The following is a 12,701-nucleotide window of genomic DNA, read 5'->3' as shown; positions in this document are numbered from 1 at the left end:
GAAAAAATGTCTACACTAGAGAGCGAACTGAACATACAAGCCGTTAACCAGGACAAGTTGGATAAGCGAATAGAGTTTTCTTTGTTCTTCGATGTGATTAACGGCAATCCGAATGGAGATCCTGATGCAGGCAACATGCCTCGGATCGACCCCGAGACCGGTTACGGCATTGTGACAGACGTTTGCCTGAAACGCAAGGTCCGTAACTATATCGAGCTGACGCGTGAGGGTCAGGAAGGATTCAATATTTATGTGACAGAGGGCGGCGTATTGAACGAGCAGCACCGCAGAGCTTACAGAGCCCTGCGCCCATCCGACGCACAGAGCAAGGAGCTTAAGCCCAAAGACGCCCAGGAAGCCGCACAACTGACGAACTGGATGTGCGATAACTTCTACGACATTCGTACATTCGGCGCCGTGATGACCACTAAGGTGAATACGGGACAGGTCAGAGGACCGGTACAATTTACGTTTGCCCGCAGCTTGGATCCTATCTTTTCCCAAGAGGTGACGATTACCCGCCAGGCAGTGACTCAGGAAGGAGCGGACAAGGACAGAGAGATGGGGCGTAAGCATGTGGTGCCATACGCTCTCTATCGGATGGATGGTTACATTTCGGCTTATCTGGCCGAAAAGACGGGTTTTTCTGCAAATGATCTGAATGTGCTTCTGGAGGCACTGACGAATCTGTTCGAGCATGATCGTTCTGCTTCACGCGGACAGATGGCTGTCCGTAAACTATTTGTCTTCGAACATGAGACAAAGCTAGGGAATGCCCCTGCTCATCGGCTGTTGGAGCTGATTAAGGCTGAGAAAAACGTAGTGGGACCAGCGCGTTCCTTCGGAGACTATACGTTTACCTTGGCTAAAGAAGAGGTACCGGACGGAGTTACATTGATCGAACAGGCATGATATCAGATAAGGGAGAAGCCGTTGCACATTCTTATGAGGACGACGAATTTTTGATGATTTCCGGCATTCAGCATTATGCTTTTTGCCGCAGACAGTGGGGCCTGATCCATATGGAGCAGCAGTGGGCGGAGAATGTGCTAACTTACGAGGGTACTCAAATGCATAAGCGTGCAGATGACCCGTATCTAAGCGAGTTGAGGGGAGATGTATTGGTATCGCGGGCGATGCCGCTCGTTTCCCCGACACTTGGCTTGTATGGTGTGTCCGATGTAGTTGAATTTCACGCAGTAGCCGATACCGAGGAGCCTAATAAGGTCAGACTGAAAGGACGCCGCGGCTGGTGGATTCCCTTTCCGGTGGAGTATAAGCGAGGAAAGCCCAAGCAAGGAGACTGTGATGAGGTGCAGCTCTGTGCACAGGCGATTGCTTTGGAAGACATGTTGGGAGTACGCGTAGACGAAGGGGCGCTGTTTTACGGAGAGCGAGAGCGGAGAGTGAGCGTTCGCTTTGATAAAAGCTTGAGAACTCGTGTTCATGAGCTTGCCGCTGACATGCATCGAGATTTTGCGATTAGCCTTACAGCCAGAGCCATTTATGCGCCCAAATGTACCAGTTGCTCACTAGAGTCGCTCTGTCAGCCTAAGATGAACGTGAAATCCTCTGAAAATTATGTAAGGGACTACTTATTGACCGATGAGCCGTGAAGGAGGGCAAGGTTATGAGAAAATTATTGAATACCTTGTATATCACGGCCCCTGACAGTTACTTGTCTAGGGAAGGGGAAAGTGTGGTTGTGAAGAAGGAGGATCAGGTTGCGATTCGGATTCCAGTGCATAATCTGGAAAGTATCGTTATGTTCGGTTACACCGGAGCGAGTCCATCTCTGATGCATCTTTGCATGGAGCGGGGAGTAACTCTGTCATTTCTGCAGGAGAGTGGTAAATTCCTAGGTAGTGTTGTAGGCGGGGCCAAAGGGAATGTACTGCTTCGGCGGAAGCAATACCGGATGGCCGATGGACCGGACGGGGTCGCTCTGGCTAATCGATTTGTGCTCGGAAAAATAGCGAATGCCAGAGCTGTTTTGAACAGGGCTCTGCGTGATCATGAAGAAACGATTCAATCAGACAAAGTAGTACGGGAGTCCGATTTTCTTAAAAGGTATATGAAGCGTACGCTCGGTTGCAACACCTTAGATGAGTTAAGAGGTGTGGAAGGAGAAGCGGCACGTCGTTATTTCTCAGCTTTTAATGAGCTGATATTAATTGATAAGGATCAGTTCTACATGCGCGGGCGCAACCGTCGTCCACCTCTGGATCGGGTTAATGCCTTATTATCTTACTTGTATGCGTTGCTGCGGACTGATGTGCATTCAGCCCTGGAAACGGTAGGGCTTGACCCTGCCGTAGGGTTCCTACATCGAGATCGCCCGGGTAGGCAGAGTTTGGCACTTGATATGATGGAAGAACTGCGCTGTTACATGGTGGATCGGCTTGTTCTCACGATGATCAACCGCAAGCAGATCAATCCGAAGTCTTTTATGGTCAAGGAAAACGGTGCCGTGCTGTTAAAGCCGGATCTGAAGAAAGATATTATTACAGCTTGGCAGAAACGGAAGCATGACGAAATCCGTCATCCGTTTCTGAAGGAGAAAATCTCGGTGGGCTTGCTTCCATATGCGCAGGCACTATTGTTAGCACGTTACATTCGTGGCGACTTGGATGGGTATCCTCCGTTCCTATGGAAGTGAGGTGAGACTAGTCCATGATGGTTTTGATCACTTATGACGTTGAGACCCTTACTCCTGAGGGAAAACGGAGGCTGCGTCATGTAGCCAAGTATTGTCTGAGTTACGGGCAGCGCGTGCAAAACTCCGTTTTTGAATGTTTGGTTGATCCTGTACAATTTAAACAGCTACGCGCTCTATTGGAGAAGACCATTGATCCTAGCAAAGACAGTTTGCGTTATTATATGTTAGGAAGCAACTGGAAGAAACGCGTCGAGCATATTGGAGCCAAAGAGACTTATGACCCTGAGGGCCTACTATTCATCGATTAGCTCTTGGTGCGAACCCCAAGCTCACATGAAATCCCTGGGAGGTTCGCACCGCATGCGCAACAAGGGTTTTGGGCGATTTTGATTCAAAATCATTGAAGTGAGAGCCTCTTTCAAAGAAGGTTCGCGAAAATGGGCCTGCAAAGCCTTGCCCAGCAAGGCTTTGCAGGCTGTGCTTCGCTCCCCGTGCGGGAGCGTGGATTGAAACTGTGTTGCTTTACGGCGATTCCATTCAAGCGGGAGTCGCTCCCCGTGCGGGAGCGTGGATTGAAACTCCGGAATTTTTCGATCGCCTCCGCTACATCACGTCGCTCCCCGTGCGGGAGCGTGGATTGAAACGCTCTCCAACACGGCTGATTACCGCGCTTGGACTCGGTCGCTCCCCGTGCGGGAGCGTGGATTGAAACTACGGCTTCTGCATCGTCCTGACAATCGCTAATATGTCGCTCCCCGTGCGGGAGCGTGGATTGAAACCTCATACGCTCCTTATCGGCAAACAAGGAGAGTTGTCGCTCCCCGTGCGGGAGCGTGGATTGAAACCCGTATGAACCAATCGAAGTGAAGTGTTATCCGGGTCGCTCCCCGTGCGGGAGCGTGGATTGAAACCGCGACAAACGGAGCGACCCGCTGCTTATTTTTGTCGCTCCCCGTGCGGGAGCGTGGATTGAAACTATTCCTCCTTTAAGAGAACACAGCGCTCAAATATCGTCGCTCCCCGTGCGGGAGCGTGGATTGAAACCCAAGCGTTTGGGAAAATAAAAGAGCCGCCGAAGGTCGCTCCCCGTGCGGGAGCGTGGATTGAAACCGTTTGAATAGCGCGGATGAAGCTGCGTGCCTGGCGTCGCTCCCCGTGCGGGAGCGTGGATTGAAACTGGCCAGCCGGCTGATCGAGGACAGCGTATTGTATAGTCGCTCCCCGTGCGGGAGCGTGGATTGAAACATCGTATTAGCGACCGTAGACGCAGAGACCAGCGTCGCTCCCCGTGCGGGAGCGTGGATTGAAACGTCCAGCCGATCGAGCGGCGAGTATTTACGATGCGTCGCTCCCCGTGCGGGAGCGTGGATTGAAACGGTATCGACAGCATTGATACCCAGCTCTTTCAGGTCGCTCCCCGTGCGGGAGCGTGGATTGAAACCAGATACGTATAAGCCAGAGGATGCCAAAGACCGTCGCTCCCCGTGCGGGAGCGTGGATTGAAACCTATAATCGACCATGTTCCATCGGCCCTTATGCTACGTCGCTCCCCGTGCGGGAGCGTGGATTGAAACTCCTGATGTGCCGGCGCGTTCTGTGTAGTACTCCGGTCGCTCCCCGTGCGGGAGCGTGGATTGAAACCTCGACGTAACCGGCAGCTTACGGTACTTTGGCGTCGCTCCCCGTGCGGGAGCGTGGATTGAAACAGCAACTCCAATTTGCTGGCCTCGGTATCGGCGTCGTCGCTCCCCGTGCGGGAGCGTGGATTGAAACTGGTCCACCTTTTGTCAGGCTTATCTCCTTTGGGTCGCTCCCCGTGCGGGAGCGTGGATTGAAACCAGGTCAATCCAAGCTTAGGGCATACCATTGACATAGGTCGCTCCCCGTGCGGGAGCGTGGATTGAAACTCGATGCCCTTGGCGGCCTGGTAGGACTGCTTGTGTCGCTCCCCGTGCGGGAGCGTGGATTGAAACAAGAATGCCCCCCGCAGCGTCGTACCAGCTTGCTCGCGTCGCTCCCCGTGCGGGAGCGTGGATTGAAACCGAAAGCAGAAGATCACCAGTGCTTATGCTGTGCGTCGCTCCCCGTGCGGGAGCGTGAATTGAAACTGCAAAAACATCGTGGCCGCAGTGTGGCGGAAGAGAGTCGCTCCCCGTGCGGGAGCGTGAATTGAAACTGCAAAAACATCGTGGCCGCAGTGTGGCGGAAGAGAGTCGCTCCCCGTGCGGGAGCGTGGATTGAAACTTAACGCTATCGGAGGTAAGTGATGCCGCCTAAGTCGCTCCCCGTGCGGGAGCGTGGATTGAAACTTAGGGATGGCGTCGGACACCTCGACCAACATGCCGTCGCTCCCCGTGCGGGAGCGTGGATTGAAACGACACGAGCGGGCAGGGCATTGACGGTGCGTTTTTGTCGCTCCCCGTGCGGGAGCGTGGATTGAAACGGTTATGATTTGTTGAATGGTTAATGGCATAGTTAGTCGCTCCCCGTGCGGGAGCGTGGATTGAAACCTAAGGATCGGCGATGCATGACCATTCGTAACCCGGTCGCTCCCCGTGCGGGAGCGTGGATTGAAACCTCGCCTGCGAATAGTTGCAGGTCGAGGGTGTATTTGGTCGCTCCCCGTGCGGGAGCGTGGATTGAAACGCGGAGGACCCGGAACCTAACGTTGATCCCGAGCCGGTCGCTCCCCGTGCGGGAGCGTGGATTGAAACCGCACCACGACCCCAAAAATAGAGCTTGAATGATCTTTTTATTCTATAAGTCAAAACTACCGTATCCCTAAACAAATATAACGCAAAAAAGCGCCGCATCAAGCAGCGCTCCTTCCACTTTCTCAAACCAAACACAGTATCCATCTAAGTCTCCAGATGGGATGTTTTCTTCGATCCCGATCCAAACACCACATACCGCTGCCCCACATAATTCAGCACCGTATACAACCCATTCCCCAGCACCACTGCCACCGTGTGGCTCATGTCCTCGGACAATATAGGGACAAATTCACGCAAGACATTCGTAAACAAGCTGCTGCTCGCATAGGCTACTAGATAGCAGCAGGCGAGCACCAGAATAAACTTGACCAAGCTGGACTTGTATGAGGCCTGGCTCTTGAAGGTGAACGTTCTGTTCAGCAGGTAGCTGACGCAGGCGCCGACCGCAGTGCCGAGCAGGGTCGAGGTCCAGTAGTCCAGCCCGGCCAGATGCAGCAGGCCCAGCATCACGGACAGGCCGATCGCCGTATTGAGGAGGCCGACGAGCAAAAAACGAAATACGCTGGACGTAAAAAAGGTCGTGGGCTTCATCGTACCATCCTATAACGAAGAGATTTTCCGGCTTCGGTCAGCGTCAGCTTTTCGCTCTTCCAGAAGCTGGTTTATTTCAATATTGTACAAGGGTCTTCCCTTCACTTCCATATAAATCTTGCCGATATATTCCCCGAGCAAGCCCAGGCTCATCAATTGAACGCCACCGATGAACCAGATGGACAAGATGAGCGAGGTCCAACCGGATGTCGTCTGTCCCCGTAGATGAACGAACAGTGAGTAGAGGGCAGCCAGAAAGCTCAGCACGAAGATAATAAACCCTCCGGCCGTCACCATCCGGATCGGGGTTATGCTGAAGGAGGTAATACCCTGGAACGCAAAGGACAGCATCTTCCGCAAGTTGTACTTGGATTCACCCGCGTACCGCTCGTGTCTGTCATAACGAACAACCGCAGAGCGATAACCGACCAGGGGGACGATCCCCCGAAGAAACAGGTTTACTTCCTTGTACTCTAATAAAGCACTTAGGGCTCGATGGCTGAGGAGGCGATAGTCGGCATGATTGTACATAATATTGACGCCCAGCAGCTTCATCATCCGATAAAAGCCAAGAGCCGTGTTCCTCTTAAAGAAGGAATCGGTCGACCGACTTTCCCGGACTCCGTATACGACATCGAAGCCTTCATGGAATTTATATAAAAAGGACCGGATGGCCGTCACATCATCCTGAAGATCGGCGTCAATGGAGATGACACAGTCGGAACAAGCTCCGGCTGCAGTCAGTCCGGCCAGTAGCGCATTCTGATGCCCTACGTTGCGGGCGAGCTTCAATCCGCGGACGAAGGGATGAGTACGGCTCAGCTCATCGATGAGCGTCCAGGTCTCGTCCTTGCTGCCGTCATCCACATACAGAACCTTACTTTCCGGTGCGATCAGCTGCTCCTGAACCAACCGGTCGAGGACGCCGGCCAGCCTTCGGGTCGTTTCGTGAATCACCTTCTCCTCGTTGTAGCAGGGAACCACGACGGTCAGGAAAGGAGCTTCTCCTCCGAATGTAAACATATATTACCTCCTGAGAGAATGAAAACATTATGGTAAACTAAGCTTAACATAAAAATAGCATGGCTTCCTGGGGAAGTCGAGGAAAAAACGACAATTTCATTTAAAAATGAAAACGAGATATGATATATTAATAGTTACAAAGACCTATTTTTGTTCGCATCTGAGATTGACCGAGAGTACACAGTAGGAGAACAGCACGCCATGAGCAAAGGTATCTTTATCGGCTTGAGCAGCTTATTGCTGTTTCTTGTCTTGACGGGCTGTGAGCCTGTCCGGACGTCTAAACCAACAGAAGAATCTGGTTCCCTGCTGCCGGCGGGGGGATATGGAGATCAGGCTCATATGAATAGCAAGCGTGACGCCCTGGTGGCCTTTATCCAAGGCCGCCTGACCGGACCCGACGGCATCTACACGAACCTCAAGGATACCGGACAATCTGCGGAGATGGCTACCGGGCATGAGGTGCTTAGCGAGTCGTCCGGTTTCATGCTGCGCTACTACGCGCTGACCGGACAGCGGGACATGTATGACGGGATGTGGGCAAGGACGAAGCAGATCTTCGATCTACCGTCTGGCTTTAGCTACCGGTACAGCCCCTTGCTTAGCAAGAAATATCCGGTGAATGCCGCAGTGGATGATCTGCGGATTATCCGCAGTCTCTATGAAGCGGGGCAGGTTTTCCAGGACGATACCTATACATCGGAGGCGAAAACGTACGGGCAAAGGTTCTATGAGCATAACGTCAAAGACGGACTTTTGTACGATTTTTATGATAATACCTATCACATAACCAACGATTCCATCACTTTATGTTATATTGATCTAAAGACCTTGAAGCTTCTACCGATCGCAGACAAGCCCAAAGCTGCGTTTATTTCCAATATGCTGGGTATTAGTAAGAAAGGATATTTAGGCGATAACTTTCCGTTCTATGAAACTCGCTATGAGTACCAGAAAGCCGCTTATAGCTCAGAGCGGATTAATACCGTGGAATCTCTCCTGACGATTCTATCCCTTGCCGAAATCCGGCAGCATGAGCCCTCTAGTATTCGTTTTATCAAGGACCAAGTGAAGGCAGGTACCCTGTACGGGCAATACACGAAGGAAGGCAAGCCAACCACGGATATCCGTTCGACTGCGATCTATGCGATAACCGCGATGATCGGAGCGGAGCTCGGAGACCGTTCCTTGTATGAGGATAGCATCCGGAGAATGAATGAATTCCAGGTGCTGGACAGCGGCAATATGCTGCATGGGGGCTTTGGGGATACGGGGTCTGGACAGGCGTATTCCTTTGATAATCTGATGGCTTTACTAGCGTACGCATACTAACTGGAAGGAAGGCTAGCAGCATGTCAGCGGGTAACATCATACGTTGGTTCACCCGATGGGTATCGCCCGCGGCATTAGCTGCGGCCGGGGTGTTCTTAATAACGACCATCGCCTTATTTGTGCCTCCCTATATCGGGATGGCGGATAATGGAGACTATTTCCGAATTTTGTATGGAAACGGGCTGTATTTCAGTGCTCCGGATTATAACAGCCAATACTTGGGGTATTTCGTCAAGCAATACGGCTTGCTTCAATATTTTAATGAAAACGGAGCAGCCTTGTTCTCATCCCAGTCCTTGTTTATTCATATGGCCATGTTTCTTAACGGTATGCTGCATAGCACCGAGGTGTTCGATATCCGGTTTCAGGCCGCGATCTATACGGTGTTATACACGGCGGCTGTCTACTTGCTGGTGGAAGCAGTCACTTGGAAGCTTTCTAGAGGGATTGGTTATTCGATTGCTGCCTTGGCAATTTTTATGTTTGCGGATACCGGCTATACGGCATATTTCAGTTCTTTCTACAGCGAAAGTGTCGTTCTGATTATGGCTATGCTCGTAGTAGCATCCGGATTGCTGCTGTATCGGAAGAGATACAATGACTACGCCATGCTGGCTGTGTTCGCGGTTAGCGCCTTGCTCCTGACGACCAGTAAGCAGCAAAATGCGCCGGTGGGTGTCATCATGGCAATAGTTGGCGTAGTCCTGGTCTGGATCCGCGGGGGCCGAGCTTACAAAAGCTTGACGGCATCTATACTGATCGGGCTGTTTGTCGTCGGAATTGGCACGTACGTACTGATCCCGAAGGAATTCGTCAACATCAATAAATATCATGCGATGACCCGCGGAGTACTTATGGATTCGCCCGATCCCGAGGCTACGCTGAAAGCCTTCGGCATCGATAAACAATTCGCGGTGCTGAACCGAAGTATTTATTACCATCCTTATACGACCGTGGATGTTGATTCCGAGCTGCTGGACAAGGAGTTCTACAGCCAGTATGGCTTCGGTTCGATTCTCGCTTACTATCTTACTCATCCCGATCAAGCAGGTAAAATGCTCAATCTGGCGGCACGCAGCGGCTTTACGATTCGTCCGCCGGCCATGGGGAATTACGAGATATCGGTGGGCAAGCCCTTCGGAACACAGACGGTGTTCTTCTCCGGATACAGCCTCTTAAAGGATGCTCTGGCTCCCAAAACCTTCGGTTTCATCATCATCTGGACACTCGTCGTCATGGGACTGTACATGCCTTCCTTCATCGCTGCGATTCGAGCCCGGAGGATGAGGCTGGTCCTGAGATTGCCGCTTATCACAATGATGATACTGGTAGGATTGTCTGGCATTCTGGTTTCGATCATCGGGGCAGGGGATGCGGACTTATCCAAGCATGAATTTTTGTTCACAGCGAGCTTTGATCTCGTCTCCTTCCTCACAATAGCCGATCTGATAGCCCGCAGACTTTGGGGAGCTCAGCCAGCCGAGCCTGAGGATGAGCCTGAAGCCGAGCCTGAACTTGCTCTTTAATCTTATCGTTAGGAGGAGAAGCCCATGCTTCGAAAGAAGGCCATACCGATGCTCCTGTTGTCGCTCTGTTTCCTTCTTGCGTCTGCTTGCTTCTCCGTCCAGGCCTCCGCTAACGGTATTCATCAAGACTCTCCGCCGAAACAGGTTTTGCTGATCTACGACAGCCTGTCCTTGGAGACCCGCAAGGAAGGGAATGTAGAGGCAATCCAGCGACTGCTTGCAGCGTTCAGCGTCCAGGTGACCCTGACTTCCTTCGACCGGTATGAAGCGGGCACCTTGAAGAAATATGACTACCTCATTGCCGTGCGCAATGCGCAGGATCTTCCCGAACTGCCTGCTGTCTTTGACCGGGACTTTGCGGCTTACTCTGGCCACTATCTTCACGTTGGGCAGCATGTACCGGATCAAGCTGCACAGGCACTGGAGCTTCAGGAGGAACCGGGCGGGCGAGATACGGCCCGGCTCACGCTGGGACAGTTCTCCCAGTCCCCGATGATCGTAGAGCAATTGCCGTATATCGTCCGCTATGCGGGTAAGGCGTACGGCAGTTGGAGCTCCGGCAGCCGTTCCAAGCCATCTCCTTACGGAGTGGCCAACGGCCGCTATGGGTACGTACCTTACCTGGAAAAGGGGAATTTGAGCGAATTGGGGCTCTCCTATCTGCTCCAGGATTGGCTGGCGTCTGACGGACAGAGCCAGTATTATGCCGTATTCAAGGACATCTATCCGTTCTCCGATCTGGGTCTGCTGAAGCGTCTGGCGGATCAATTGTACGAATCGGGCATCCCCTTCATTGCCAGTATCCAGCCGGTGCTCAGCAACTTTGATTATCCGGCTATGCAGCGCTACATGGAGACATTGAAGTATGTGCAGTCGCGCAACGGAAGTCTGGTCGTCAATGCACCGTTCGTGGCCTCGACCATCAGCCAGAACATCACCACGCTGAAGGATGAGATGTCGTCGTTCATCGATGTGTTGGCCGAGCATGGCATAGCACCGCTGGGGATCGGGGCGGAGATGTACTGGACGTACGACGAGCACTACACGGCGAGAGGCATGTCCTTCTTCGATTCGATTGTGATGTTTCCTAATGAGCGGGTCATGTACCGGGCGCCTACGGATACGGCGAAGACCTTTGCAACCTCCTTCTACACGGTGGAGTCGGGGAAACTGGAGGCATACGGCGAAGCCGCCAGAAGCGGGGAGCCGCTCCCAATGAACACGGCTCTTGTCTTTCGGTTTCCACAGGATGAGCAGCAGTTGAAGGAAACGGTGGCCACTCTTCAAAGCGACTGGAGAACATTTGGCGATTATAAGAACACGGCGCATGCGGTCCGCACGGACAAGCATGACATCCGTTCAAGCCGGGGGATTCTACAGATTAACGGAAGAACGCTCGTATTAAACACGACTATGGAAAGTGTGGATTCTAACCATACGTACATTCAGGAAGGCCCGAAAAGCTTGGATACGCTGTTCACCGTTCAAAATAATATATTTATTGTATTAATCATCACCACGCTGATGATTTTCGGCGGATTCCTGATTGTCGGGTATCGGCTGTACAAACGCAAATATATCCATCCGGAGAGAAAACTATGACCCTAGCAGATTTGTTCATGCTGATTTCTGTGATTTGCATCTGGTCGCTTCTGCTGGTGAATGTCGTGCTGATTGTGGCGGGCTATTTATACTACATCCAGTTGGAGAACCAGGCGGTCCCCGAGCTTGTCGGGGAAGCGCCCTTCGTTACGATTATGGTACCCGCCCACAATGAAGGCAAGGTGATTACGCAGACCGTCGAGGCCTTGCTGGCGTTGCATTATCCCCACGACCGGTACGAGATTATTGTAATTAACGATAACTCCTCGGATAACAGCAGCGATCTGCTGGGCAAACTCCAGCATAAGTACGCCGGGCGCAACCTTACGATATTGAATTCCGACTCCGTTACAGGAGGAAAGGGGAAATCCAATGCGTTAAACCTCGGATTCGCCCTGGCCAAGGGAGAGCTGATCGCGATCTATGATGCGGATAACACCCCTGAGAAAAAAGCGCTGCTCTATCTGGTTTCGGAGATTATGCATGATCCGAAGCTTGGGGCGGTGATCGGCAAATTCCGCACACGCAACCGGGACGCTAACCTGCTGACACGCTTTATCAATATCGAGACGCTGTCTTTTCAATGGATGGCGCAGGCCGGGCGCTGGAAGCTGTTCAAGCTGTGTACCATTCCAGGCACGAACTTCATTATGAGAAGGGAGATCGTCGAACGGATCGGCGGCTGGGACGTGAAGGCGATTGCGGAGGATACCGAAATCAGCTTCCGTATTTATATGATGGGCTACAGGATCAAATTTCAGCCGAAGGCGGTCACCTGGGAGCAAGAGCCGCAAACGGTCAAGGTGTGGTTCAAGCAGCGCACGCGCTGGGCTAAGGGCAATATCTATGTTATTGTCAAAAATCTCCGTTTATTGTTTGACCCGACAGCTAAAATTATCCGGTTTGATATTCTTTACTTCTTGTCGATTTATTTTTTACTGCTTACCTCGCTCATCATGTCCGATCTGCTGCTTATTCTGAACGCGCTAGGGTTCGTTACGACGACGATTGCCGGGTTCAGCTCCTTTCTATGGCTGCTGGCGATCACTCTGTTTATTGTCGGTACCTTCATTACCCTCGTCACGGAAAAAGGCGAGATGAGGCTCTCGAATGTGTGGATCATCATGCTAATGTACGTCTCTTACTGTCAGCTGTGGATGGTGGTAGCGGCTTACGGCATGTATGCTTACTTGAAGGATCTGGTGTTTAAAAGAGAAGTAAAATGGTACAAAACCGAACGCTTCTAAGGCAGGA

At 52.0% G+C, this 12,701-nt stretch carries 10 protein-coding genes and 1 CRISPR repeat array; of the genes, 8 read left to right on the top strand and 2 right to left on the bottom strand.

From position 1 onward, the window contains the following. Positions 1 to 6 precede the first annotated feature (6 nt). The 4 genes from cas7c to cas2 are packed head-to-tail and all read left to right on the top strand — an operon-like array spanning position 7 to position 2,967. Positions 7 to 912, top strand: coding sequence for a type I-C CRISPR-associated protein Cas7/Csd2 (gene cas7c, locus WMW72_RS01100; RefSeq protein ID WP_341413560.1), 906 nt, complete (start codon positions 7 to 9; stop codon positions 910 to 912). Further along, positions 909 to 1,616 carry a CRISPR-associated protein Cas4 gene (gene cas4, locus WMW72_RS01095; RefSeq protein WP_341413559.1) on the top strand — a complete coding sequence of 236 codons (708 nt, stop codon included), beginning with the start codon at positions 909 to 911 and terminating at the stop codon, positions 1,614 to 1,616. The genes cas7c and cas4 overlap by 4 nt, the downstream gene beginning before the upstream one ends. Positions 1,617 to 1,630: 14 nt before the next feature. After that, positions 1,631 to 2,659: a type I-C CRISPR-associated endonuclease Cas1c gene (cas1c, locus tag WMW72_RS01090; protein ID WP_341413558.1), complete on the top strand. Its 1,029-nt coding sequence runs from the start codon at positions 1,631 to 1,633 to the stop codon at positions 2,657 to 2,659. Positions 2,660 to 2,673: 14 nt separating this feature from the next. Next, positions 2,674 to 2,967, top strand: a complete 294-nt coding sequence (cas2, locus tag WMW72_RS01085; RefSeq protein ID WP_341413557.1) for a CRISPR-associated endonuclease Cas2 — start codon at positions 2,674 to 2,676, stop codon at positions 2,965 to 2,967. Positions 2,968 to 3,140: 173 nt separating this feature from the next. Then, positions 3,141 to 5,373: a CRISPR direct-repeat array (repeat unit 32 nt; unit sequence GTCGCTCCCCGTGCGGGAGCGTGGATTGAAAC). A 144-nt stretch (positions 5,374 to 5,517) separates the two neighbouring features. Here cas2 and WMW72_RS01080 read toward each other — a convergent pair. Next, on the bottom strand, positions 5,518 to 5,964 hold the full coding sequence (locus tag WMW72_RS01080) for a GtrA family protein (protein WP_341413556.1): 447 nt from the start codon (positions 5,962 to 5,964) through the stop codon (positions 5,518 to 5,520). A 9-nt stretch (positions 5,965 to 5,973) separates the two neighbouring features. Further along, positions 5,974 to 6,987 carry a glycosyltransferase family 2 protein gene (locus WMW72_RS01075; RefSeq protein ID WP_341413555.1) on the bottom strand — a complete coding sequence of 338 codons (1,014 nt, stop codon included), beginning with the start codon at positions 6,985 to 6,987 and terminating at the stop codon, positions 5,974 to 5,976. A gap of 201 nt (positions 6,988 to 7,188) precedes the next feature. Between WMW72_RS01075 and WMW72_RS01070 the strand changes: the two genes are divergently transcribed. The 4 genes from WMW72_RS01070 to WMW72_RS01055 are packed head-to-tail and all read left to right on the top strand — an operon-like array spanning position 7,189 to position 12,694. After that, positions 7,189 to 8,319 (top strand): hypothetical protein, encoded by a 1,131-nt coding sequence (locus tag WMW72_RS01070; protein WP_341413554.1) that lies wholly within the window; start codon positions 7,189 to 7,191, stop codon positions 8,317 to 8,319. A 20-nt stretch (positions 8,320 to 8,339) separates the two neighbouring features. Then, a complete protein-coding gene (gene wsfD, locus WMW72_RS01065; RefSeq protein WP_341413553.1) occupies positions 8,340 to 9,845 on the top strand; it encodes a glycan biosynthesis hexose transferase WsfD in 1,506 nt (501 codons plus the stop codon). Positions 9,846 to 9,869: 24 nt separating this feature from the next. Further along, complete coding sequence (locus WMW72_RS01060) at positions 9,870 to 11,447, top strand: hypothetical protein (protein WP_341413552.1); 1,578 nt, start codon at positions 9,870 to 9,872, stop codon at positions 11,445 to 11,447. Beyond that, positions 11,444 to 12,694 (top strand): glycosyltransferase family 2 protein, encoded by a 1,251-nt coding sequence (locus tag WMW72_RS01055; RefSeq protein ID WP_341413551.1) that lies wholly within the window; start codon positions 11,444 to 11,446, stop codon positions 12,692 to 12,694. The genes WMW72_RS01060 and WMW72_RS01055 overlap by 4 nt, the downstream gene beginning before the upstream one ends. Positions 12,695 to 12,701: the final 7 nt, after the last annotated feature.

This window comes from Paenibacillus filicis (assembly GCF_038070315.1).
GTDB lineage: Bacteria > Bacillota > Bacilli > Paenibacillales > NBRC-103111 > Paenibacillus_G > Paenibacillus_G filicis.
Note: the sequence above shows the minus strand (reverse complement) of the source record. Positions and strands in the feature narration are given on the sequence as shown.

What these genes read in the sequence shown, in the direction of transcription:
- cas7c (WP_341413560.1), top strand. Translation starts at nt 7, where the DNA reads ATGTCTACACTAGAGAGCGAACTGAACATACAAGCCGTTAACCAGGAC.
- cas4 (WP_341413559.1), top strand. Translation starts at nt 909, where the DNA reads ATGATATCAGATAAGGGAGAAGCCGTTGCACATTCTTATGAGGACGAC.
- cas1c (WP_341413558.1), top strand. Translation starts at nt 1,631, where the DNA reads ATGAGAAAATTATTGAATACCTTGTATATCACGGCCCCTGACAGTTAC.
- cas2 (WP_341413557.1), top strand. Translation starts at nt 2,674, where the DNA reads ATGATGGTTTTGATCACTTATGACGTTGAGACCCTTACTCCTGAGGGA.
- WMW72_RS01080 (WP_341413556.1), bottom strand. Translation starts at nt 5,964, where the DNA reads ATGAAGCCCACGACCTTTTTTACGTCCAGCGTATTTCGTTTTTTGCTC.
- WMW72_RS01075 (WP_341413555.1), bottom strand. Translation starts at nt 6,987, where the DNA reads ATGTTTACATTCGGAGGAGAAGCTCCTTTCCTGACCGTCGTGGTTCCC.
- WMW72_RS01070 (WP_341413554.1), top strand. Translation starts at nt 7,189, where the DNA reads ATGAGCAAAGGTATCTTTATCGGCTTGAGCAGCTTATTGCTGTTTCTT.
- wsfD (WP_341413553.1), top strand. Translation starts at nt 8,340, where the DNA reads ATGTCAGCGGGTAACATCATACGTTGGTTCACCCGATGGGTATCGCCC.
- WMW72_RS01060 (WP_341413552.1), top strand. Translation starts at nt 9,870, where the DNA reads ATGCTTCGAAAGAAGGCCATACCGATGCTCCTGTTGTCGCTCTGTTTC.
- WMW72_RS01055 (WP_341413551.1), top strand. Translation starts at nt 11,444, where the DNA reads ATGACCCTAGCAGATTTGTTCATGCTGATTTCTGTGATTTGCATCTGG.